Source organism: Candidatus Nitrosocosmicus agrestis (assembly GCF_008389435.1).
Taxonomy (GTDB): domain Archaea; phylum Thermoproteota; class Nitrososphaeria; order Nitrososphaerales; family Nitrososphaeraceae; genus Nitrosocosmicus; species Nitrosocosmicus agrestis.
The window spans coordinates 40,125-62,278 of the sequence record NZ_VUYS01000007.1 but is presented as its reverse complement, the minus strand read 5'-3'; the positions used below and the strand labels follow the sequence as shown (position 1 = coordinate 62,278).

Here is a 22,154-nt window from a genome sequence, read left to right as displayed (position 1 = left end):
ATATTTCTTTAGTATAAAAACTAAATTTTTTAATATATTTATATCCATACTCTATTAAATTTTTTATTGAGCGATGAAAATTTAAAAAACATATTTCTTTCACCTTCTTCTATTGCTGTCATAGGAGCTTCAGAAAGACCTGGAGTTGGGAAAGCCATTTTCTCAAATATTTTAAACGGTTACAAGGGCAAAATATATCCAATCACTCCAACAAATCCAACAGTTTTTGACCTTAAAGCATACAAAAGTGTACTTGATGTTGAAGATAACATTGATCTTGCTGTGGTAGCCACACCCAATAGAACCGTTCCTGCTGTAATGGAGGAAATTGGAAAAAAGAATATTAAATCATGCATTATTGTTTCTGCAGGATTTAAGGAAGTTGATGAGAATGGGGCAAAATTAGAACAACAAATTCAAGATATTGGTAAAAAATATGGAACAAGGATCATTGGACCAAACTGTCTTGGTATTATGAGTTTGACCGATCAAAACTTGATGAATTTAACCTTTCTGAAAATAACTCCTAAACACGGTGAAATAGCATTAGTTTCACAGAGTGGAGCAATTTGCGCTGCGACGGTCGAAGACGCTATTGCCCAAGGAATTGGATTTTCAAAGGTAATCAGTATGGGTAACAAGGTCGATATGAATGAAACCGATATTCTCGAACTATTAGAAGATGATCCGTACACGAAGGTAATAGTGATGTATTTAGAGGATATACATGATGGACGCAAATTTATGATTACTTCAAAGAGAATTACACTTGAAAAGCGAAAACCAATAATCGTATTAAAATCCGGAAGGACGCCAGAAGGTGCCAAGGCTGCGATGTCTCATACTGGTGCATTGATGGGTGCTGATGAAGTCTATGATGCGGTCTTTAAGCAAGCCGGTGTGATTCGGGTTGATACAATGCAAGAGTTATTTGAATTGGCTACCGCCTTCTCTAAACAGCCACTGCCACTTGATAATAAGGGAGCAGTGATAGTTTCTAATGCGGGTGGCCCTGCTATTATTTCCACAGATTCATGTTCAAAATATGGAATAAAAATGGCTGATATTTCGCAATCTCGAGAAAATATATCAAAAGTTATTCCACCGCATGGCTCATCTCGAAATCCTGTTGATATTGTTGGTGATGCTGACTATAACCGGTTTGAGAAAGTGCTGAAAGAGGTCTTATCGAATCCTAATGTCGGATCTGTGGTAACTATGTGTACACCTTCTGCAACCTTGGACTATAACGATTTGGCAAGAACAATAATCCGTACTTCAAAGGATAGTGGAAAAACAATGTTAGCAGCCTTAATGGGGTTAGCCGAAGGTGTTGATAATAAGAGTATGTTATCTGAGGGCGGAGTACCACATTTTATGTATGCTGAGCCGGCGATAAGAACTTTGGATTCAATGTACAAATTTGGCAAGTGGTTAACCAATAAAGAAGAACCATTACCAACTTTTACCGCTGACAAAGAAAAGGTTAGAAATGTTTTGTCCACTGTTTATGATGAGGGAAGAACTAATCTCCTAGAGGATGAAGGTTATTCAGTACTACAAGCTTATGGATTTCCTGTACCTAAAAGCAAGCTGGTAAATAATGAGGATGATGCAGTTAAAGCCGCTACGGAAATAGGTTTTCCAGTAGTCATGAAAATTACTTCTAAAGATATTATACACAAGTCAGAATCTGGAGGTGTAAAGGTTGGTCTGAAAAACGCTGAAGATGTAAAAAATGCATACAATTCGATTCTATCAAATGTAAAGAACTATAACCCAAATGCAAAAATTGAGGGCGTGTTAGTTCAAGAGATGGTAACTAATTCCAAAGAGCTGATCCTTGGAGCAAAGCAAGACAAACTTTTTGGACCGCTTTTGATGTTCGGATTAGGTGGAATATATGTTGAGATTCTAAAAGATGTTAATTTCCGACTTGCTCCTATTTCACGATCTGAATCTCAAGAAATGGTGGAGTCGATCAAAACAATTTCGTTACTAAAGGGTGCTAGGGGTGAAAAACCAGCTGATATACCTTCAATTGTTGATTGTTTGCTTAGGTTATCGCAATTGATTGTTGATTTTCCGGAAATTGAAGAATTCGATATAAACCCACTATTGGTACTTGAAGAGGGGCGCGGCTCAAGAGTTGTGGATGTAAGAATTGGATTAAAGAAGAAATAACAACAATAATAGTATAAATTATTCCAATTTTTTACCACATTCTTCGCAAAATATTGATCCTAATTCATTTTTAAAGTTACAGTTTGGACAAACTTTACTTTCTGATTTTGAGTGATCGGCTTGATCATTGCTAATGCTATTAACATCACTTGAAGTAAAATCGTTCTTCTCATTACTGGAAGCATTCTTGTTTGATAATATGATTATGTCCCCTATTTTCGAAATGTTATTCCAAGCTATCTCTGAAATCGAATCAGCCGAGTCTTTTACCTTAAAACAAAATTCAACTTTACCATCTGATTTCATTCTCAGGCCTATTTCATTTACTTTGCCGAGTAGATGCGCATTCTGATCGTACGTAAGCATACCTACAATTTTCTCAATTTGAACATAACTAGAATCTGCATTCAAACTCAAATTCGTACTACTTTCAAATTTAAATTCTTTCGATGAATTTATATCATTGATATTTTCTTGTTCTTTTTTGCTATTATCTTCTTCCTCTTCTTCTGTCTCTCTGATCCTTAAATTTGAATTTGTCTCCTCTACTTGTCTGGTCTGATCTTTTGCAAAAACTTTTTTGCTATTATCGCTCTCTTGCTGCTTCACTTCTTCTACGTTTTTAGATTCGTTGAATTTTCTATACTGTGCTATAACGTAATTGCATGTTTTGCATTTGTATTCTCCCTTTTCTATTAAAATTATATTTTCACCCAAATCTTCATTAGGGTTTTCAAATTCTACATTTGGAGCTCCTTGATATTCTTTTTCACACTTGTTGCAATAATATTTCTTGAACCTGTCATTGCTTAATTTGCCTATTCCTGCCAAAAAGAGCTCGGGACCGCCCAAATTTGCCATCTTTTGTTCATCGTCACTTACCTCTGCTATCGCGTAACCTCCAGAACCCCTTAATTTTTTTTCTACAAGTGATTTTTCTTTACTCATAATAGTAGAGCCAATTAAACGGTGAAATTCAAACAATATATAGGTATCTTGTTGGACAAGGCGTATACGGATTGTTCCGATATGGATTTGATGGTTTTCGTTTTTAATATGTAAGAAAAAAATTATAAATGATTATAGTTAGTCAGGTCCAACTATCGGTAATGCTTTACCTGGAGGGAAAGTTATCATTTTTTCTTGATTCTCTTTGTCTATTTTTTCAAATTCAATGGTTATTTCAATTGGAGCATTGTATTTTGTACTTAGCTCCTCAGCAAGTTTTGCTATCGAATCTTTGTCTGCGAATTCTTTTGAACCTTGTAGGAATCCTCTTGTTTGTCTGAATAATATTTTTCCGCCGTATTTTGAGTTTAAGAAGTTGGCAATATCTTGGACTTGTTCATATGGTAAATCATTAAAATAAAAACAAATACCGTTTACGGGTTCTTTATCGTAAGGTGTACCATACCTGTACCAAAAAACACCAAAATGCCGGTGTTCTCCTTGTAAACACTTTATCTCCCAATGATTTGCGTTTTCAGCGGGATATGCACCATTTCTTAATTCATTCAAGTTAAGTCTCCAATACCTTACACGCATTACATGTATTGAATAATTTCACGTATTTTATATATGTAGACTATATTCAAAATGCTAAAGTTTTTCATTTTCAAATTGATGAATAATAAGTAGATTTTATGGATAAAGAATTGCTTATAAAAGGAATTTGAGATTTATTAATTAATCTGCCTATTCTCTCTATCTCTATCTCTATCTCTATCTCTATCCATCTTCCTCCCTTCCTTCCTTTTGCTTCTATTCCTCTTATTTAAAAAGTTAAATAATGGCAACTAACATCTAATTGTCTATAAAGAGAAATTTACAAACCGTTATTAATCCAAGAAAATTTCACTAATCTCCTTGGACAATAGATTAGATTTGTTAACCGAAATGGAGCGACATTTTGACAATAAAGATGAGGAGTATTTTAAGAATCTAATTAATCATAAAGATTACGTAATTAGGACCCGGGCTGTTTGCATACTTGCAGATATCTCAGGAGAAAAAGCAATAGATCCAATCGGACAGGTTTTATTAAATGATACTGATCAGTTAGTGAGACATGAAGCTGCTTTTTCATTAGGTCAATTAGGCTATACCAGTGGAATCGATGCTTTGTCAAAAGCGGTATTAAACGATCAAAGTTTTTTTGTGAGACATGAAGCTGCAGTCGCATTAGGTGTAATTGGCTCTGAAGAGGCTAGAAATACACTCGAGCAGGCGTTAAATGATGAAAGCGAAGAGGTAAGGGAGTCTGCCATGATTGCATTGGCAAACTTAGACTATATCGCACACGTTAAAAGAACAAACAAATTTACAACTTTGACCGGCGGATAGTTTAATTTTTTATGTTGTATTTATTTTTCCATCATTTTGATGTTATTGTCGTCTAAGAATCTTTTTGGTATCTTTTCCAAGAAATAGATCCGACAAATTAATATTAACAAAACAGAAACAAATTTGCATGGCTGATTCGACATCTAGTGAGGGATTAAAGCTTCTTCAAGATGAACTAATCGACGAATTCAATAAATGGAGGATGAAAAATCTTACGGTGAAACTAGATTTTGATAACTTGGATCTTTCAAACAAAAATCTTTCAAACGCATATCTAAATGGTGTATCTCTAGTTGACACTAATTTATCAAGATCTGTGCTAGTTAACACAAATCTGGTCCAGGCAAGCTTGACAAGAGCGAATCTTGATGAATCTGACCTTACTAATGCTTTAATAATGTATACGTCATTATCAGATTCTGTTTTAACAAATAGTACACTTATCGACACCAATTTTATGTGGTCTGACCTAAATAAAGCTGATTTGCGTGGAAGTACGTTAGGCAAGACAATATTCGTAGAAGCAAATTTAACTAACGCAAGAACTGATGAATTGGACAAAACTAAGGCCTATTTGAAGTTCTCAAAGTTGTCTGGAACTACATGGGAATAGACTGTTAATCTTTAAGTTTCTTTGTATAGTGTCATTTTACTCTGATCTATTGTATTAGAATGTTGTATGAATTAGAGATATTAATCCGCTAAACAAAATATTTTCTAGTTTGTGCGCTAGTAGTTTAATACATACTTTTAAAAATATGTTGTGTATTTCTGTATGTTATCGATTTTATGATGTAGACCACAAAAAATCGTAATGATACTATAAAGTATCTAAAATCATGTTGAGTAATATTTTGCGTCAGATCCTTTGATTTCAACTAAATATTTAGTATACAACTATTATTTTATATTACTATTAACATGAAATAAAGGAAAATTGATTATCAATCACAAATATTACTGATTGATATATATTTTTGTTTTCCAAAATTTATCACAATAAATCAAAATATTAGTAAAGTAATATAGAAAATGTGCTCCTTGTATATATCCTCAATAAAAATTTTACAGATAGATAATTAAGAAATATACCATAATTGGCATAAAGAAGTTTTCTAAATTTTCTTACTTCTGTTAGGGTGTTGTGATGATTATTTAATTTCACCTGCTATTTTTATATCATAAATAAATTCAACGACAAAGAGAAACAAGATATGTTTTTATGTATTGCATTTAATCTTCTTTCTAATGAAATTGCCATACAACTCGTTTACAATGACGCTTTCAACTTTTGCAATTTTTGCATTAATCGTTACGTCAATTAATCATTTTCAGAATTCTTATTCACAAAATGAAGAAGATTTAAATGCTCAGCAAGTACTATCAAGCAATAAAAATACTACTGAAGGTAACGATAAAGGTAAATTTACCGTAAATGATTCTGAAACAATCCTCTTGGCAGGTAAGACCTTGCCTTCAGACAGTTATCTATACTTGTATGATTCAACACCTTACAAAATATCAAATGCTCATATCTTGGCAAAAATTCCATGTAATGAGGAATATTCTACCTCCATTGTATTTTTGTTTGGACCGGATCGTGAGATTCCTATTACGGGGTTAGATTTAATTTCTGAACTCTCTGAAGCAGGAGAATTGTGTTTGTATGAGGGAAGTATGGTAACAAATGGGACTAACCGTATAACGGATATTGCAATATTCAATAACTCGCCGGATGATATTAGTTTTCCTGACTCCGCCTCATTGATAATAAAAATCAACGAAATAGCAACGCCTGATTACAAAAATACCAATTGAAAAAACTCAAACTTAGAGTAATGGTTTGATGGAATAAGCGAATATACAACTAAGAAGGTGTCAAAATCAAATGAGTATACAGTATATGCATTGTTGATTCACACCGATATATTTTTTAATTTCTTTTACTACATTTTCATACTTTGTATTGTTACTTGTTAGTAGGTATTAGTTACATAATCTCTAAATCAAACTTTATTCATGTCTCAATAACTTCCTTTAGCCAAATTCAAAAGATGGAAGAAACATACTAACTAGCTTAAAAATATAAAATTAGTAAAAAAGGATTATTGAAGCTCAATGGCGAGATTTGGGCAACAAATAATGATAACGGAATAGGAAGCACTTTTAGTTTAGTGTTCCTATAAACTATACTGGCAGGATTAAAGAATAGTTATAATGCATTTGAAATGTATCTTTTGAGAATAAAATTTTTGTCCTTGATTGTAATTATTCTGATAAAAAACCTTAAAATGATGGTTATGAACAATGTTGGATAGGAAAAAAATAATGATATTATAATTATCTAAGTATCTTTAAGGTAGAACTTACTTTATCTGTTGCCATTCCTAATACTAACCTTAGCATTACCTGCATTTCCAATTTTACCTATGACCAAGGGATTGAACTTGTGTTTGGACAATTCTTCAATCAAAGTGGGGACTAAATTTTCAGATACGATCAACATGTTAGTTTCAGGGGTAGAGGCACCTGTATTTGAAATCAAATGTTCCCTAGATAAAAACTTTGCAATAGAGTTATCAGCATAAGGGATTTGATCGATAAATACTTCTTTGTCTATTAGTTTCGCAAGTTCATAGAAAGATGAAATTCCTTTCTTTGAAATAGGATGTGTTACCAAAATATGAGATTGGGGATCAAATTCTTTCTCAAAGTCTGGTAAAAATTTAGATATACTTTTACCTAGTGATAGCTTTGGTTCTGTCAAATTCTTTATAGCCTGATCTTTTAATTCGATTATCTTGTTAGAATCAATTCCAAGGTTTTTTATTTTTTCCCTGATTGAATCGTCAAGGTTGCTAATTATATATAATCCCAAAAAGGTCAATATCCCCATTTTCTCAGTTACCAAGATTTGCATCCCTGGTTCAATCAAACCGTACTTATTTGGTATCTCTTTGTGTGTATTGCCTACAGCAGTAGAACCAAAAAACATACCACCAAATTTCAAAGAACTATAGTCTTCAAAAGTGTAATTATATTTTATTGTAAAGCTTTCAATGTTTTTTCTTATTTCATCTAACATTTGCTCGTTAGGAGCGTCATACACAGGATAAAGTTTGATGTCTTTGGTACATCCAAGCAAGTTTAAAAGGCTAATAGCCTCTGTAAAGGCTATTTCCAAATGAATAGGTGAAGTTATGGGCTGTGTAACGTCGGTAGCTTGAGTATTAGAATTAGTAACAATAGTATACCCTGTTTTGTTGCCTCTGTGTGTTAATATGTGATCAAACAATATAAACTGAGAATTTTCCTTACCATTTGTAGGAATTATAGAAACCTTGTCTACTTCTATTTTTGTATCAAAGGAGTTTGCTATCTTCTTTACCTGCTCGGTAAGGGCACCATCATCGTCATCATAAACTATATTTTTATGAAATTTTAAAATGGATACAGCCTTTTTTGTCTTTAGGTCTTCGTGTCGAAATTCCTCATCAAGTTTATAGACCCTTCTTATTATTTCTGCATCTTTTTTTTCTGGATAGTGGAAATAGCTATAGTAACTTGGTATTATAAATTTAAGATTACTTCTTTTTAATTCATTAGTTATGTTTTCAATTTCTTCAAATCTTAATTCGTTAAAGCAATCTGGTAACCATCTCAATGGATCAAAGCCCAAGTTACTGTATTCTGCAAATAATTTCCATTTTTCTTCTAGACTCAAACTCAGACCCAGATCTCACCACGAATTCTGTTTACTATGGTAGCCTCCCTAATAAACTAGTTGTCATTTTTTTGAAATCTTTGAAAATCGATAATAAACCTTGTTTTTTAAATATCTAAATCAGATTGGAAGATAATATTATATGAGTTAAATCTTCTATTATTGTTATGTCTAAAGCTGATAAAATTAACGAATTTATGTCTTCGTATACTGCCGATTCTGCCAAGTATGAGAGCCTCTCGGCAGAAGAAATTTTAGGTATGATGATAAAAAATTTCTCTCCAAAAATAGCTTTTGCATCTAGTTTCGGGGCGGAAGATGTAGTAATAATAGATATGATGCATAAAATCCAAGGCGATAATGCTCGCGTATTTACTCTCGACACTGGTAGACTTAACCCGGAGACATACGACGTTATGGATAAAATCAGAAGTAAATATTCTATCAGAATAGAAACTATGTTTCCTGATTCTACTGAAGTACAAAAAATGGTTACAGAAAGGGGTATTAATCTTATGTATAATAGCATTGAAGAAAGAAAATTGTGCTGCGAAATTCGTAAAGTCCACCCCTTAAGAAGGATGCTTGATGATTTGGATGCCTGGATTACAGGATTAAGAAGAGACCAAACTTTTACGCGTTCAAATGTAAAAAAAGTGGAACTTGATGCATCAAATAACAATATTATAAAGGTCAATCCCCTTGTTGAATGGAGCAATGATATGGTCTGGGAATATATTAAAAATAACAATATTCCTTACAACAGTTTACATGACAAAGGCTATCCTAGTATAGGCTGTGCCCCTTGTACACGTGCCATACAGCCTGGAGAGGATCTTCGAGCTGGTAGATGGTGGTGGGAAAATGATTTCCACAAGGAATGCGGCTTACACTGGAATAAATAAAATAACCTAACAAAAAAAAGAAAGAAATAGCCTTATCTATTTAGCTTTAAAATGATGCCTAGACCATATGGTGGCAATACCTTAACAAATAATTTTATTGAGAGATCCAAGATAGACAAGGATCTTTTTATATTAGATATTGATAAAGGACAAAAAAAAGAAATTGAAAATATTGCGTTTGGAATATTCAGTCCATTAAAGGGGTTTTTAAATGAACAAGATTTTACTAGTGTGGTAAAAAGAGGCAGACTTGCCAATGATTTGCCTTGGACAATTCCTATTGTGCTAGACGTAAATGTTGAACTAGCAAATAAAATTAAAGATTCAACACAGGTCGCTTTACGCACTGATGGTAAGATATTTGGATTAATGGACATTGGAGATACTTTTGCATTTGACAAAATCGAAAGTGCAAAGTCTGTATTTCAAACAGACGACCCTGCACACCCTGGCTTTCAAAAGTATGTGTCGATGAAAGATACACTCATCGAAGGTGAAGTCAAAGTGATAGTCAACGATAGTGATGGTAGTGGTAGTGGTAGTGGTAGTGATGATGACAAAGGGATTAGCAATAATGGTAGTATTGAAAACTATTCCTCTACCCTCAATAACTTTGATGAGGAATTTCGTATGACACCATCACAGTCGAGAAAAACTATCCAAGAGCAAGGTTGGAAAAGCATCGTGGCTTTTCAAACTAGAAATGTTCCTCACGTAGCTCATGAAATGTTACAAAAAGCTGCTCTGAATATCTATGACGGTCTGTTCATAAATCCATTGATAGGAAAAAAAAAGGCAGGAGATTTTAAAGACGACGTTATACTGAATTCTTATACTGTTTTGATCAAAAATTACTACCCAAAATCAAGAGTTATATTTTCTACTTTGCACACCGAGATGAGATATGCTGGTCCAAAGGAAGCGATTCATCATGCAATAATGCGTCAGAATTTTGGATGCTCTCATATCATTATCGGCAGAGACCATGCGGGTGTTGGTAACTATTACTCTCCTTTTGCTGCACACGAAATCTTTAAAGAGTATCCTGAACTTGAAATCCAGCCCTTATTTTTCCCAGCTTTTTACTTTTGTAAAAAGTGTCAAGGTTACTTTAACGAGCGAACTTGTCCGCATGATCAGGAATTCAGAGAGGAATTAAGCGGAACTAAAATGCGAAAGATGTTTTCAGTGGGGGAATTACCACCATCACATTTAATGCGACCTGAGATTTCACAAACTATTCTAACATATCCGCGGCCATTTGTAGAGTAAAAAATACAATCAGTCTAACAAATGTACTGATTCTACAAATATATAATCGATTTACGAAGTAAGGGATCATGCCAATGAATTTTGGAAGATTTTTTTCTTCCTCCTCCTCCAATTTGTCATATTGTTATTATCTTTTGATCGTTGTTTTGTCCATATCTTTGGTTAACATTGCTTTTCAAAATTATTCATTCTCTCAATCAACAACTAATGATACTGCTTTTACTACGGTCAAAACTAACAACTCTGAGAATTTTGTAATCCCTTTTAACGATACTAATAATGATAGACGTCATCCCATAGAATATGTTTTTGACGAACCAAAAACAAGTAATTGGATCATCTCTATTTTTAATAATCTAAGTTACTACAATAGTCCGGATTCAAAAACAATTATTAAAATTCAGGAAAGACCTCCAAGTCAGAAATTCGTTGAATTGATGCTATACGGGGACCAATCAAAGAGATTTATCGTATCAGTTAACACAAATGAAACTGGATATATGCGAATGTATGAAAACAATCAGGATGGTTGGTCTACTGATGGTCCGATAACTGTTTCTCATGCAAATGTCCAAGGACTGTCTGTAACCAATGGAAAAAGAATAGTCTTGGACAAATTAGGAATGAATGGCTTTGATGTTGGCTCCGTCAGCGTTTATGGGAAAGATGATTCTTCCATGCCTAACTCTACCTATGCTGGGTCATTGGAATTTCAAACACTTAGTGGGGATTATTCTAAATCATTCCTTTACTATATGCCCCTTGGAATGATAGTTGGAGTTGGTGGAATTTTATTATTTTTGATATATAAAAAGAAAAGAGATCCAGAATAATAACATCTATAATATATAAATATTTTTTAAATTTTTGCAAAAAACTAGTAAATAAAGAGCAAAATAAAACAAAATAAAACAATACAAAACAAGATGATGCTATTAATCAGGGTTCATCGAGGATAATGGGTCAAACGGATCTCATCCAGCATTTTCTATATTTGACTATGCCACACCAAAGCTCTATTTTTGTAGCCTTTTATCTTGCTTTGTGTTACTTGTTTTCTCATTATTTTGTAGGTTAAGATTGTTGCTATGGTTATAATCATAATTATAATTGTAGTATTTGCAAATTTTTCTTAAATTACAAAATTCGCATTTAGGTTTTATTGGCACACAAATATTTTGACCATATCTCACAAATGCAGAATTTAGCCTAATCCAATCCTTTTTGTCCACAAACTTGCTTAGCTCCCTTTCGGTCTCTGCAGGGATCTTTGTATCAACAAGGCCCAATCTATTACTAATTCTATGAACATGGGTATCAACGGGGATAGCTGATTTCTGAAAAGCATAAACTAGCACACAATTTGCAGTTTTTCTGCCTACCCCAGGCAATTTCAATAATTCTTCCTCGGTATCGGGTACCTTGCCTTGAAACTTGTTTTGGATTATATTTGAAACTTCTTTTACTCGAACAGCTTTGACGTTATAAAACCCTACTGATGATATTTCTTTTTTGATGTCATCTAACTCTGCATTAGATATATCTTTGGCTCCTTTGAACTTTTTAAATAATTTTACAAGGGCCTTTGATGTGTTTTCATCTCTCGTCCTAGATGAAAGAATTGTTCCTATCAAAATTTTGAATGGATCTCCATTCTCATTCTTATGTAGATCCTCTAAAGCGGTCAATCGCAAAAAATTGTTGGAACTTAAAGCAAGTTCCATTTTATCAATAATTGTTGATAGATTATCCATACTTTGTCCTTGACGACTTGCCGGTAAATCTATCTCCAACCATCTGGCTAACAGTCAGCTTTGACTGTATCCTTATTGTCTTTTCTTTACTCTTGCTCTTCCTGTCTTTCTTGGTGAAATGTTACCCACCTTAGCTCCAGGGGGAGTGTTTCTGCCAACTGAAGAGGGATGACCAATGTGTTGGTGTCTACCTCCACCGTGGGGGTGATATACTGCTGCTTGGGCTATTCCTCTTACAACTGGATATAACCTGCCCCGGGATTGCATAAACTTTGCCTTATTTCCTGCCTTAAGGAATGGCTTTTCTCCCTTACCTCCTCCAGCTATAATTCCAATCATTGCGCGGCACCTGGGATTCATGTCTAATATCATTCCTGAAGGTAACTTTACTTTAACACTATCAATTGCGTGTGAAAAAACTATTGCTGATGATCCAGCTGCTTTAATCATCTTTCCACCGTCACCAAAGTTCTTTTCTATGTTACAAACTAAAGTTCCATCTGGAATTGCACCAATTTCTAATATGTTTTTGGGCACAGGCTTTGCACCATTTCCCATCTCGATTTTACTTCCTACTACTGTACCTTCTGTAGCCGGAACATAAGAATAATTATTATCATCAAATTTAATTTTGGCAACAGGTGCATCTCTACCTCGTTCATGAATCAAATCCATTACGGTGCCATGGTGAATCTCGTTACTATCGAAATTAGGATATTTAGCGGGAGCTATTTTTCCTGTAATAATTGCTCTAAATTGTTTACCTCCTCTACCTCTTCTTCGTACTAATGTCCTCTTTCCCAATTAAATCTAAATATCGATCGATTAGTCCCGCTATTAAATTTATTCTTGGTTGTAGACTTGCCTTTTGTTTTTAATCTGTAAATATTAAGCTTGTAAAACAAAAATTAACATTAAAATATTCTAATTGCAAGATTTATTGATTTTAATTAAAAAGTCAATGAAAATAAGGTTATAAGTAGTTAATGACATTATAATATTGTTAATATGAGCCAAAACACCATATCACTTAAGGTGCTTGAAGCATACACACGAGATGTTGGTCGTGGTGTTGCCAGAATTGATTATGAGTCGATGGACGCTTTAAGCGCATCTACAGGTGATGTCGTGGAAATTAAGGGTAAACGTCGAACAGTTGCAAAATGCTTACCTCTTTATCCTTCAGATGAGGGTAAGGGCATTATTAGAGTTGATGGTTTAGTTAGAAATAATGCCGGTGTAGCGATTGGTGATACAGTAATTGTTAGAAAAATTAAAGCAGTTCCCGCAGAAAAGGTAATTGTAGCACCATTAGAAGCTATTCCACCAATAGATGAACGATATCTAGCAGATGCTCTTGAAAGTGTACCACTTATCAAAGGTGACAACGTTATGGTACCGTACTTTGGTGGTAGACTTACTTTTCAAGTTATAGGTGTTACACCTGGACCTGGTGTAGATGCTGTTTTAGTTACACAAAAAACCGTATTTCACATTGCTGAACGTGGAGAAACACTGCGTGGAGTACCACAAGTAACTTATGAAGACATTGGCGGACTAAAAGATGAAGCACAGAAAGTTAGAGAAATGATAGAGCTTCCTCTAAGACATCCTGAAATATTTGAAAAATTAGGTATAGAAGCTCCTAAAGGAGTGCTGCTTTATGGTCCACCAGGAACTGGTAAAACATTATTGGCAAAAGCAGTTGCCAATGAAAGTAATGCTCATTTTGTAAGTATCTCGGGCCCAGAAATTATGAGTAAATTCTACGGAGAATCAGAAGCAAGATTACGAGAAATATTTAAAGAAACAAAGGAAAAGGCTCCTTCTATAATGTTTATAGATGAAATTGATTCTATAACTCCAAAGCGTGAAGAAGTAACAGGCGAAGTTGAGAGAAGAGTAGTATCTCAATTATTATCTCTAATGGATGGTTTAGAAGCTAGAGGTAAAGTTATTGTTATTGCAGCCACAAATAGACCTAATGCCATAGACCCAGCATTAAGAAGACCTGGTAGATTCGACAGAGAAATAGAAATCAAGGTTCCAGACAAACGTGGCAGGTTAGAAATCCTTCAAATCCATACAAGAAACATGCCATTAGACTCCGATGTAAACCAGGAAAAAATAGCATCAGTAAGTCACGGATTTGTTGGTGCTGATTTAGAATATCTGTGTAAAGAGGCTGCTATGAAGTGTCTAAGAAGATTACTGCCTGAATTAAATCTTGAAGAGGAGAAAATCAACCCTGATGTATTAAACAAATTAGTTGTTACGATGAATGACTTTGAAAATGCTATAAAGGAAGTAATGCCTTCCGCAATGAGAGAAGTGTACCTTGAATCCCCCGATGTAGAGTGGATAGATATTGGTGGGTTAGACGAAGTAAAAAGAGAACTCCAAGAAGCAGTGGAGTGGCCATTAAGATATCCTGACTTGTATACCAAATTGGGTCACTCTAATCCAAAAGGAATCTTGATGCATGGTCCATCAGGTACAGGAAAAACAATGCTTGCCAAAGCAGTTGCTACAGAGTCTGAAGCCAACTTCATAAGCGTAAAGGGACCTGAGCTGCTTTCAAAATGGGTAGGTGAATCAGAGAGAGGAATTAGAGAAATTTTTAGGCGAGCAAGACAAGCAGCACCATGCGTTGTTTTCTTTGATGAAATTGATTCTATTGCTCCTATAAGAGGCTTAGGTGGAGATAGCATGGTCACCGAAAGAGTGGTCTCTCAACTTTTAACCGAATTAGACGGTATCCAGGAACTAAGCAGTGTAGTTATAATCGCTGCAACTAACCGCTCGGATATGATAGACCCTGCATTATTGAGACCAGGTCGGTTTGATAAGATTGTTTATGTCCCACTACCTGATAAAGCAACTCGAAAGAAAATATTAGAAATTCATGTGAACCAAAAGCCGATCTCTGAGGTAGTCGACTTTGACAGAATTGCAGAACTCACTGATGGCTTTAGTGGTGCTGATATGTCCGCAGTTGCAAATACTGCTATCTCATTAGTGCTACACGAGTACCTTCAAAAATACAGCAATCCTGAAGATGCAGCAAAACATGCCTCTGAGGCTCATGTTACTATGAAGCATTTTGAGGATGCTGTAAAGAAGATAAAGACCCAAAGAGATAATAAATCAGGAGAAAAGGTTACGGTACCTTACTATAGATAATTTTTCTATTTTCTTTTAATTTTTATTTTTCTTATTACTTGAAAAAAACTATATTCCTATAGTTTTTATTTGATTTTCTTGTCTGTTTTTATAAATTACATAATATAACTGAAGAAATGAAAATAATTTTTTGGGGCAATGTTTTTAAGTTTAGTCCCTTTGAATACATTTCACAAAAAGAATGGTTGAAAATGTGGTACAGATTATTCAAAACAAAGTAACGTTATCAAAGACAAACCGTTTTATTACAAACGAGGAAATTAATCAATTAGCTGATGAGTATGGGACGCCATTATATTTAGTAGACGAACAAACTTTACATGAAAAGGTTTTAGAATTAAGAGATGCTTACCAAAATTTTGATGGTCAAGTAAAAATAGTCTATTCAATTAAAGCCAATTTTAATCCATCCATCATAAAGACATTCATGAAGGATAAAATTACATTCGACCTGACAAGCCTTGGCGAGCTGTTCTTTATCCATAAATTAAAGGTTGATCCCGAAAATGTTATTTATACTAGTGTAACTGAAGAACTTGAGGAATACAAACAAGTCCTTTCATATGGAATCAAAAGAATCGTAGTTAGTTCTTACTTTGGGTTGATTAATTTATCACAGGCTGCAAACATTTTGGGCATTGTACCAAAAGTAATGGTTAGAATGAACCCTGAAGTGGGGGTAAAAGCAGAAGTTCGTGCTTCCTACAGGAATGGGAAATTTGGAGTCCCATTAAATGGTGGAAAGGTCGATTCGGCTTATTATCTCGTAAAATCAATTTATGACAATCCTATGCTGGAATTTGAAGGATTTCATTTTCACTTGGGCTCACAAATTACAAATTTTGTGTGCTACATTAATGCATTAGAGCGATTAAATTCCCTGCTAAACAAGCTAAAGAAAGAAATTCCCACTTTTTCATTGAAAACTTTGGATATCGGAGGTGGTACACCTGTATTTTATAATGAACCAGTTCCGTCTCCAAAGGAAATGGCCGCAATTTATTTAGATAAATTGAACAATTTGGTGTCTAACCATGGTGATTTTACACTAATGATAGAGAGTGGAAGGTTCCTCGTAGCAGAATCTTCCATAATGATCGCAAAAATAGTTAATACCAAAGAATATAACGATCATAAAATAGTAATCCTTGATACTGGATACCATTTATTATTGGATTGTGCCTTACTTAAACAAGAATATCCTCAAGAAGTGGCAACAAATACACATAATAACAGTCATCTTTATTCTTCAAATACTAACAAACAGTTCACGGGCAAGAATATTCACCTAGCCGGCCGTCTCTGTGATACATTGGATATTTTTCCGACATCAAAGATGTCTGATTTAACATTCGCGAATGTGGGTAACTATGTTTTGTTTTACAATGTAGGGGCCTATTCTCTTGTTTTTAACATGCCTTTCCATTGTCAAACCAAACCTCCAGTTTTAATGAAGACTTTTGACGGTGGAATGAAGTTAATAAGAAAAGGCACTTCATATGATGATTTGTTTGCTGAAGAAGGCGGATTAATTCCGTGATTTTATTTGTGTATGTGATTATACCTATCTACAAACAAAGATGGTGAGGTAATTTATTTTGACCACGAATTGCAGAGTTCATATTTTTATTAGCGGAAAAGTGCAGGGTGTATATTACCGTCAAAATACTGCACAAAAGGCGCAAGAATTAGATATAAAGGGATGGGTTAGAAATCTATCAGACGGTAGAGTAGAATCGGTAATGGAAGGAAATGAAGTTAACATTGGAAAGATACTGAATTGGTGTAAGCAAGGACCTGCAGATGCTAATGTAACTGGAGTACAAATATTTAACGAAGAATATGAATCTGAGTTTACCACTTTTGATATAGTCAAGACGGTCTAGTTACAACAATGTTCATACATTATTTTATATGACTGTGTTTATAATTAATAATTGACTCCATCTTTTTAACTGTGTATATATGTAATGACCATTTTTTAGTCTTACCTATTAGTTAAAATAATTTAAATCATCTCTTTGGTTGATTTTTTTTAAGACAACGACAGTGAATATCTATTTATTCATGACATTTGTATATTCACATCGTGTAGACCTGATTTAGTTAGTAATGATCCATAACTATGGTCTTACCAGAACATCGTTTTTAGCCAAATATTTTTTCACTTCTTTTAATTTTGCCTTGTTAAAATGAAATAGCGAAGCAGCTAGCGCGGCATCGACTTCAGTATTCTTGTATACTTGTAATATGTCGTCAATAGAGCCACAACCTCCCGAAGCAATTACAGGGATGTTTATCTTGTCACAAATTGAATTGATCAATTCTATATCATACCCGTTTTCTGTTCCATCTGCATCTATACTTGTTAAAAGAATTTCTCCTGCTCCTAGCGCTTCTACCTTCTGTGACCATTCAATTGCGTCTATACCTGTAGACTTTTTTCCACCGTAAATTTGAATTTCAAACCAATAGTTTTTTCCATCTTTTGAAAACATATATTTTCCATTTTTATTAAAAGTCCTTTTTACATCTAAAGCTACCACTATACATTGTTTTCCAAAAATACACATCAACTCCTCAATTAATTCGGGTTCTACAACTGCTGCTGTATTGATTGATACTCTGTCTGCACCACTTAATAATAAATCACGTGCATCTTCCAAGGTTTTGATCCCTCCGCCCACCGTAAACGGAATGTTGATTACACTTGCTACATTTTTTACAATATCCTTCATTGTTTTTCTGTGTTCCTCTGCTGCAGTAATATCTAAAAATACCAGTTCATCGGCTCCCTCGTCGCTGTATTGTTTGGCCAATGTTACGGGATCCCCTGCATCCTTTAATTCTTTAAAATTGATACCTTTTACAACTCTTCCCTTATTGACATCCAAGCAAGGTATGATTCGTTTCGCTACTGCCATATCAGATCAGTTCTTGGACGTGTTCGATTTTCAATTTCTTATCATACAATGCTTTTCCCAATATTGCTGCATAACAACTAACATTTCTAAGTTTCAAAACATCAATAATATTACTGATCCCACCACTAGATATTATTCTTATGTCCTTGAATGAATTATGTATTTTTACTAATGTTTCTATATCTGGACCCTCCAAGGTTCCATCTTTGTCAATGTTTGTCAAAAGGAATTCTTTGATACCTAATTCTTTATAAAATCGAATCGCATCAAACAGTCTTATACCTGAGAATTCTTTCCAGCCTGCTATCATTACATTTTCCTTATTATGATCAACAGAAAGAATAATTCGATTTAGTTTCTTTTTAGAAATTTTTTGTATTATTTCAGGTTGCTTGAAAGCAAATGTTCCTATGACTACTTTAATCGGCTTTTTAATGTCCAAAAACTTGTTAATGCTGTTTATTGTTCTGATTCCACCAGCAACCTGTATTGGAATATTTATAGAGTCAATAATTTTTGAGATTATTTCACTATTGCTTTTTCCTACATTTAATGCCGCATTTAAGTCTACCAGATGCAGCATATCAACTCCTTCAGACTCCCACCTTTTTGCTATCTCCAAAGGATTGTCCTCGTATATCGTCTTGTTCTCTAATTTACCATTTACCAGTCTTACAACTTGGCCATCAAACAAATCAATTGCTGCTATGCTCTTCATTTTGATCTTTTACAAATCTTTACAAAGTTTTGGATCATTTTTTCACCTACAGTACTTGATTTCTCTGGATGAAATTGTGTACAATAAATATTGTCAATTTCTATAGAGGCAGGGATATTTATTCCATAGTTTGATTCTGAAGTTATTATGTCACTATTTTTGGGTGCTGTATAATAAGAATGTACAAAATATACCCATGATTTGTCTGGTACACCCTCAAATAGTTTGCTTTCCTTATTAATAATTTCTAAACTATTCCATCCTATGTGGGGTATTTTTACCAATCTTTTTGGTAGTGATAATACTTGTCCTTTTATTATATCTAACCCTGCTAATTTGCCCTCTTCACTTTTCTCAAATAACATTTCCATTCCTAAACATATTCCTAATATAGGAATGTTACTTCTCAAGAATTTTGAAAAACCTGATTTACATTTATTTATTGAAATAATTGCTGGATCAAAATTTCCTACTCCAGGTAATACTATTCCGTCAGCATCCTCTGCTTCTTGATCAAAATCATTAATTATCGATACCTTAGCTCCATTTCTCTGCAAAGATGATTGAAGACTGTAAATATTTCCAGCCCCATAATCAAAAATACAAATTTTTACCATATCTTACATCATTCCTTTGGTAGTGGGCTCTTCCTTGCTAGTAGGATCTATTCTTATTGCATTTCTTAATGCAACTGCGGTTGCTTTTATCGCCGATTCAATTTTGTGATGGTCGTTTGAACCATATTCTACATTAATGTGCAAACAGCAGTTCAGATTGCTACCAAATGATTGAAAAAAATGAATAATGTCCTCCTGGGAGATATTCTCTATGTTTTCTCGTTCTAGCTTGATATCAATGTGATTATGCTGTCTTTTTATCAGGTCTACAGCTACACTTGACATAGATTCATCCATCGGAATGACCGCATTTCCAAATCGATTTATGTTTTCTCGCTTACCCAGTGCTTTATCGATAGCTTGTCCTAACACAATGCCAGTATCTTCTATCAGGTGATGCTTTATACCATCTTCACTTTTTGCATTTAATTCAAGATCAATTTTGCTGTGTTTTGAAAATGAAACTATTATGTGATCTAAAAAATCAATTCCCGTCGTCACATCCGAATTACCGTTTCCATCTAAATTGATTTTAGCCAAGATGCTGACCTCTTTAGTCTTTCTTTCAATTTCACACGTGCGCTGATGATCCTCTATAATCACTATGTGCTTTTAATTTTTTGTAATATTTAATATATTTGGTAAATCATTCACATTTTCTATGACAATATCTGCGTTTTTTGACTCAAACAGTTTCTTTCGGAGAAGTGATAGTCTATTTTTATTTTGTATCAGAAACGATTTATGAATATTCTTTGTATTGGCAGACGAAGAAGTAGTAGTGATGTTCATATCACTTCTGTTAATCTTTATTTGACTATTATTAATAATATCTGTAATTCCATCATTTCGCACAATTTTATCTTTTTTTATACTTTTATTGATCTCATCGCCTTCTCCGTATATTCCACAAAAGAATATCCTGTCCTTGTTTGTTTCCTCTCTGAAATTTTCAACCATTAATAAATCCGCCATTGAGTCTCCAACATATAATGCATTTTTCAAATTTAATTTATCAAAAACCCTGTGTAAAGAAAAGGTGTTCGGCTTGGAATGTTCTCTCTTTTCATCTTCTAAGAATACACACGCATCCTCATTAAAGTATTTTATAAGCTTTCCCAGTGTAAAATAAGAAGCTACTTTGCTTCGTCCGGAAATGAGACCCAAATTGCCGCTGAATGCCTGCGACAATAATCTTATTGTCTCTTCATTAATTATCACAATATCATTGTATATTAGAGGATTATCAAAGTAACGCATTGGCTCTTTCTTAAACTGTTCTTTAAAGAGCTTTGATCCATAAAAAATTTCGTTAAAACGACTTGAAATTAAGTCTTCAGTGCCATACGGATAATTTAATTTTTCTCTTATACTTTGTATGTCTGAGTCTCTTTCAAGTTCCTTCTCTAATGAATCCTTTCCTTTTTCATCTAGTTTTTTTATTATATCTTCAAACATTTCTATAGTCTTATTAGAGTCCATTTTTTTTATGAGAACACAGTATAGCAAAATTAGAATAATGGCATAAGTAGTATCAATATCATTATTGAATCCTCCCGTGTTCCGAAGTTTTGAAATCATAACCTCAAATGGATAATCAGTAGAATTGTTAATCTCAAATACCTCTTGAAGTATTATCTGTACTGTCTTTATAATGGCTCCATTATATGATTTCCTTACGTCAACCAAAACACCATCGATATCAAATATAATAGCTTCAAATTCCATGTCATTGGTCAACTTCATTATCAGTCTCAGGTTTTCAATATATCAATTGCAAATAATAATTATATGAATTCACATGTTATGAAATTGTAAGATAGGTCCGTTATTCCAAGCGCTGGTTATGGTATATTAATATAGTATAATCAATAATACAAGTTATATATTACAATCTTCTATAATATTGTGTGAAATATCGGAATAGGACCGAAATAATTTCTAACATTCTAAATGCTGCAAATGGGGGCATTTCAAAAACCAAAATAATGTACAAGGCTTTTCTTTCGTATGCCCAAATTAAAGAATATTTGCCTATTCTATTAGAGAATAATTTGCTTTCTTTAGGTCCTGACGGTAAATATAGAACCACAGAAAAAGGTATCCGATTCTTAAAGATGAATGAAGAAATTCAAGAATTAATCGAATCAAAATCATTCCAGGATGAAATACCATAATTCCGTTTAATTTTTTGTCAAAAAAGTGTAGATAATTCAACATTTTAAATAAGTATGTTTTCATAATGTCTCGATTTAATATATAAATAAAGCGAATATCTTTCAATGCTGTTTAGGCTTAGTTGCTCAGAGAATAATGGTAATGGTAGTAATAATACTTATATTGTATACAAACTTGACCGTCAGATCATGTTAAATGACCTCATCTTCTCTAAAAGAGGGTTTGACTATGCGAAAAAAGGGGGAAAAGAAAATCATACCGTTCTATTATATGCTAATTTCCATCATATATTGAAAATTAAACTGGTTATGGTATTCCTTGGTATAATGAGGTTAAATTTCTAAATCCACAT

At 33.7% G+C, this 22,154-nt stretch carries 21 protein-coding genes; 11 read left to right on the top strand and 10 right to left on the bottom strand.

Annotation, left to right across the window (positions count from 1 at the left end; genetic code table 11):
* The first annotated feature begins 66 nt into the window (after positions 1 to 66).
* The gene (locus F1Z66_RS06045; RefSeq protein WP_149862711.1) at positions 67 to 2,184 is read left to right on the top strand and encodes an acetate--CoA ligase family protein; all 2,118 of its coding nucleotides are present in this window, start codon (positions 67 to 69) and stop codon (positions 2,182 to 2,184) included.
* A gap of 18 nt (positions 2,185 to 2,202) precedes the next feature.
* Here F1Z66_RS06045 and F1Z66_RS06040 read toward each other — a convergent pair whose 3' ends face one another.
* Together F1Z66_RS06040 and F1Z66_RS06035 are read right to left on the bottom strand one after the other, a co-directional pair.
* Positions 2,203 to 3,132 carry a hypothetical protein gene (locus tag F1Z66_RS06040; protein WP_149862710.1) on the bottom strand — a complete coding sequence of 310 codons (930 nt, stop codon included), beginning with the start codon at positions 3,130 to 3,132 and terminating at the stop codon, positions 2,203 to 2,205.
* A 138-nt stretch (positions 3,133 to 3,270) separates the two neighbouring features.
* On the bottom strand, positions 3,271 to 3,702 hold the full coding sequence (locus F1Z66_RS06035; RefSeq protein WP_149862709.1) for a hypothetical protein: 432 nt from the start codon (positions 3,700 to 3,702) through the stop codon (positions 3,271 to 3,273).
* A 348-nt stretch (positions 3,703 to 4,050) separates the two neighbouring features.
* Here F1Z66_RS06035 and F1Z66_RS06030 point away from each other — a divergent pair, with 348 nt between their 5' ends.
* The 3 genes from F1Z66_RS06030 to F1Z66_RS06020 all read left to right on the top strand — a co-directional run bounded on the left by F1Z66_RS06030 (position 4,051) and on the right by F1Z66_RS06020 (position 6,345).
* Positions 4,051 to 4,527 carry a HEAT repeat domain-containing protein gene (locus tag F1Z66_RS06030; protein WP_230207473.1) on the top strand — a complete coding sequence of 159 codons (477 nt, stop codon included), beginning with the start codon at positions 4,051 to 4,053 and terminating at the stop codon, positions 4,525 to 4,527.
* A 127-nt stretch (positions 4,528 to 4,654) separates the two neighbouring features.
* Positions 4,655 to 5,140 carry a pentapeptide repeat-containing protein gene (locus F1Z66_RS06025; protein WP_149862708.1) on the top strand — a complete coding sequence of 162 codons (486 nt, stop codon included), beginning with the start codon at positions 4,655 to 4,657 and terminating at the stop codon, positions 5,138 to 5,140.
* A gap of 635 nt (positions 5,141 to 5,775) precedes the next feature.
* On the top strand, positions 5,776 to 6,345 hold the full coding sequence (locus F1Z66_RS06020) for a hypothetical protein (RefSeq protein WP_149862707.1): 570 nt from the start codon (positions 5,776 to 5,778) through the stop codon (positions 6,343 to 6,345).
* A gap of 553 nt (positions 6,346 to 6,898) precedes the next feature.
* Here the strand turns inward: F1Z66_RS06020 and F1Z66_RS06015 are convergent.
* The gene (locus F1Z66_RS06015) at positions 6,899 to 8,251 is read right to left on the bottom strand and encodes a hypothetical protein (RefSeq protein ID WP_149862706.1); all 1,353 of its coding nucleotides are present in this window, start codon (positions 8,249 to 8,251) and stop codon (positions 6,899 to 6,901) included.
* Between the two features lie 197 nt (positions 8,252 to 8,448).
* Between F1Z66_RS06015 and F1Z66_RS06010 the strand changes: the two genes are divergently transcribed.
* The 3 genes from F1Z66_RS06010 to F1Z66_RS06000 all read left to right on the top strand — a co-directional run bounded on the left by F1Z66_RS06010 (position 8,449) and on the right by F1Z66_RS06000 (position 11,261).
* Positions 8,449 to 9,156, top strand: a complete 708-nt coding sequence (locus F1Z66_RS06010) for a phosphoadenylyl-sulfate reductase (RefSeq protein WP_201448599.1) — start codon at positions 8,449 to 8,451, stop codon at positions 9,154 to 9,156.
* A 51-nt stretch (positions 9,157 to 9,207) separates the two neighbouring features.
* Positions 9,208 to 10,428: a sulfate adenylyltransferase gene (locus F1Z66_RS06005; protein ID WP_149862704.1), complete on the top strand. Its 1,221-nt coding sequence runs from the start codon at positions 9,208 to 9,210 to the stop codon at positions 10,426 to 10,428.
* 68 nt (positions 10,429 to 10,496) lie between these two features.
* On the top strand, positions 10,497 to 11,261 hold the full coding sequence (locus F1Z66_RS06000; RefSeq protein ID WP_149862703.1) for a hypothetical protein: 765 nt from the start codon (positions 10,497 to 10,499) through the stop codon (positions 11,259 to 11,261).
* 183 nt (positions 11,262 to 11,444) lie between these two features.
* On the opposite strand, the gene F1Z66_RS05995 is transcribed toward F1Z66_RS06000, so the two are convergent.
* Both F1Z66_RS05995 and F1Z66_RS05990 read right to left on the bottom strand, forming a co-directional pair.
* The gene (locus F1Z66_RS05995) at positions 11,445 to 12,182 is read right to left on the bottom strand and encodes an endonuclease III domain-containing protein (RefSeq protein WP_201448598.1); all 738 of its coding nucleotides are present in this window, start codon (positions 12,180 to 12,182) and stop codon (positions 11,445 to 11,447) included.
* Between the two features lie 72 nt (positions 12,183 to 12,254).
* On the bottom strand, positions 12,255 to 12,986 hold the full coding sequence (locus F1Z66_RS05990; protein WP_149862702.1) for a 50S ribosomal protein L2: 732 nt from the start codon (positions 12,984 to 12,986) through the stop codon (positions 12,255 to 12,257).
* 204 nt (positions 12,987 to 13,190) lie between these two features.
* On the opposite strand from F1Z66_RS05990, the gene F1Z66_RS05985 reads away from it, so the two are divergent.
* From F1Z66_RS05985 to F1Z66_RS05975, 3 genes are all read left to right on the top strand, one after another.
* A complete protein-coding gene (locus F1Z66_RS05985) occupies positions 13,191 to 15,365 on the top strand; it encodes a CDC48 family AAA ATPase (protein ID WP_149862701.1) in 2,175 nt (724 codons plus the stop codon).
* A gap of 193 nt (positions 15,366 to 15,558) precedes the next feature.
* Positions 15,559 to 16,905 (top strand): diaminopimelate decarboxylase family protein, encoded by a 1,347-nt coding sequence (locus F1Z66_RS05980; RefSeq protein WP_195907491.1) that lies wholly within the window; start codon positions 15,559 to 15,561, stop codon positions 16,903 to 16,905.
* A gap of 58 nt (positions 16,906 to 16,963) precedes the next feature.
* Positions 16,964 to 17,251 carry an acylphosphatase gene (locus F1Z66_RS05975; RefSeq protein WP_149862699.1) on the top strand — a complete coding sequence of 96 codons (288 nt, stop codon included), beginning with the start codon at positions 16,964 to 16,966 and terminating at the stop codon, positions 17,249 to 17,251.
* A 237-nt stretch (positions 17,252 to 17,488) separates the two neighbouring features.
* Here the strand turns inward: F1Z66_RS05975 and hisF are convergent, their stop codons facing one another.
* From hisF to F1Z66_RS05950, 5 genes are read right to left on the bottom strand one after another with little or no spacing between them, the layout of a single operon-like run.
* Complete coding sequence (gene hisF, locus F1Z66_RS05970) at positions 17,489 to 18,289, bottom strand: imidazole glycerol phosphate synthase subunit HisF (protein WP_149862698.1); 801 nt, start codon at positions 18,287 to 18,289, stop codon at positions 17,489 to 17,491.
* A 1-nt stretch (position 18,290) separates the two neighbouring features.
* Positions 18,291 to 19,007, bottom strand: coding sequence for a 1-(5-phosphoribosyl)-5-[(5-phosphoribosylamino)methylideneamino]imidazole-4-carboxamide isomerase (hisA, locus tag F1Z66_RS05965; protein WP_149862697.1), 717 nt, complete (start codon positions 19,005 to 19,007; stop codon positions 18,291 to 18,293).
* Entirely contained in the window at positions 19,004 to 19,624 is a 621-nt protein-coding gene (gene hisH, locus F1Z66_RS05960) for an imidazole glycerol phosphate synthase subunit HisH (protein WP_149862696.1), read from the bottom strand. The genes hisA and hisH overlap by 4 nt, the downstream gene beginning before the upstream one ends.
* Positions 19,625 to 19,627: 3 nt before the next feature.
* The gene (locus F1Z66_RS05955; protein WP_230207472.1) at positions 19,628 to 20,227 is read right to left on the bottom strand and encodes an imidazoleglycerol-phosphate dehydratase; all 600 of its coding nucleotides are present in this window, start codon (positions 20,225 to 20,227) and stop codon (positions 19,628 to 19,630) included.
* Positions 20,228 to 20,236: 9 nt separating this feature from the next.
* Positions 20,237 to 21,352, bottom strand: a complete 1,116-nt coding sequence (locus F1Z66_RS05950; protein WP_159357622.1) for an HAD-IA family hydrolase — start codon at positions 21,350 to 21,352, stop codon at positions 20,237 to 20,239.
* Between the two features lie 182 nt (positions 21,353 to 21,534).
* Between F1Z66_RS05950 and F1Z66_RS05945 the strand changes: the two genes are divergently transcribed.
* The gene (locus F1Z66_RS05945) at positions 21,535 to 21,801 is read left to right on the top strand and encodes a winged helix-turn-helix domain-containing protein (RefSeq protein ID WP_149862694.1); all 267 of its coding nucleotides are present in this window, start codon (positions 21,535 to 21,537) and stop codon (positions 21,799 to 21,801) included.
* Positions 21,802 to 22,154: the final 353 nt, after the last annotated feature.

What these genes read in the sequence shown, in the direction of transcription:
- hisA (WP_149862697.1), bottom strand. Translation starts at nt 19,007, where the DNA reads ATGAAGAGCATAGCAGCAATTGATTTGTTTGATGGCCAAGTTGTAAGA.
- F1Z66_RS06000 (WP_149862703.1), top strand. Translation starts at nt 10,497, where the DNA reads ATGCCAATGAATTTTGGAAGATTTTTTTCTTCCTCCTCCTCCAATTTG.
- hisH (WP_149862696.1), bottom strand. Translation starts at nt 19,624, where the DNA reads ATGGTAAAAATTTGTATTTTTGATTATGGGGCTGGAAATATTTACAGT.
- F1Z66_RS05995 (WP_201448598.1), bottom strand. Translation starts at nt 12,182, where the DNA reads ATGGATAATCTATCAACAATTATTGATAAAATGGAACTTGCTTTAAGT.
- F1Z66_RS06005 (WP_149862704.1), top strand. Translation starts at nt 9,208, where the DNA reads ATGATGCCTAGACCATATGGTGGCAATACCTTAACAAATAATTTTATT.
- F1Z66_RS05950 (WP_159357622.1), bottom strand. Translation starts at nt 21,352, where the DNA reads ATGGAATTTGAAGCTATTATATTTGATATCGATGGTGTTTTGGTTGAC.
- F1Z66_RS06040 (WP_149862710.1), bottom strand. Translation starts at nt 3,132, where the DNA reads ATGAGTAAAGAAAAATCACTTGTAGAAAAAAAATTAAGGGGTTCTGGA.
- F1Z66_RS05985 (WP_149862701.1), top strand. Translation starts at nt 13,191, where the DNA reads ATGAGCCAAAACACCATATCACTTAAGGTGCTTGAAGCATACACACGA.
- F1Z66_RS06010 (WP_201448599.1), top strand. Translation starts at nt 8,449, where the DNA reads ATGTCTTCGTATACTGCCGATTCTGCCAAGTATGAGAGCCTCTCGGCA.
- F1Z66_RS06020 (WP_149862707.1), top strand. Translation starts at nt 5,776, where the DNA reads ATGAAATTGCCATACAACTCGTTTACAATGACGCTTTCAACTTTTGCA.
- F1Z66_RS06025 (WP_149862708.1), top strand. Translation starts at nt 4,655, where the DNA reads ATGGCTGATTCGACATCTAGTGAGGGATTAAAGCTTCTTCAAGATGAA.
- hisF (WP_149862698.1), bottom strand. Translation starts at nt 18,289, where the DNA reads ATGGCAGTAGCGAAACGAATCATACCTTGCTTGGATGTCAATAAGGGA.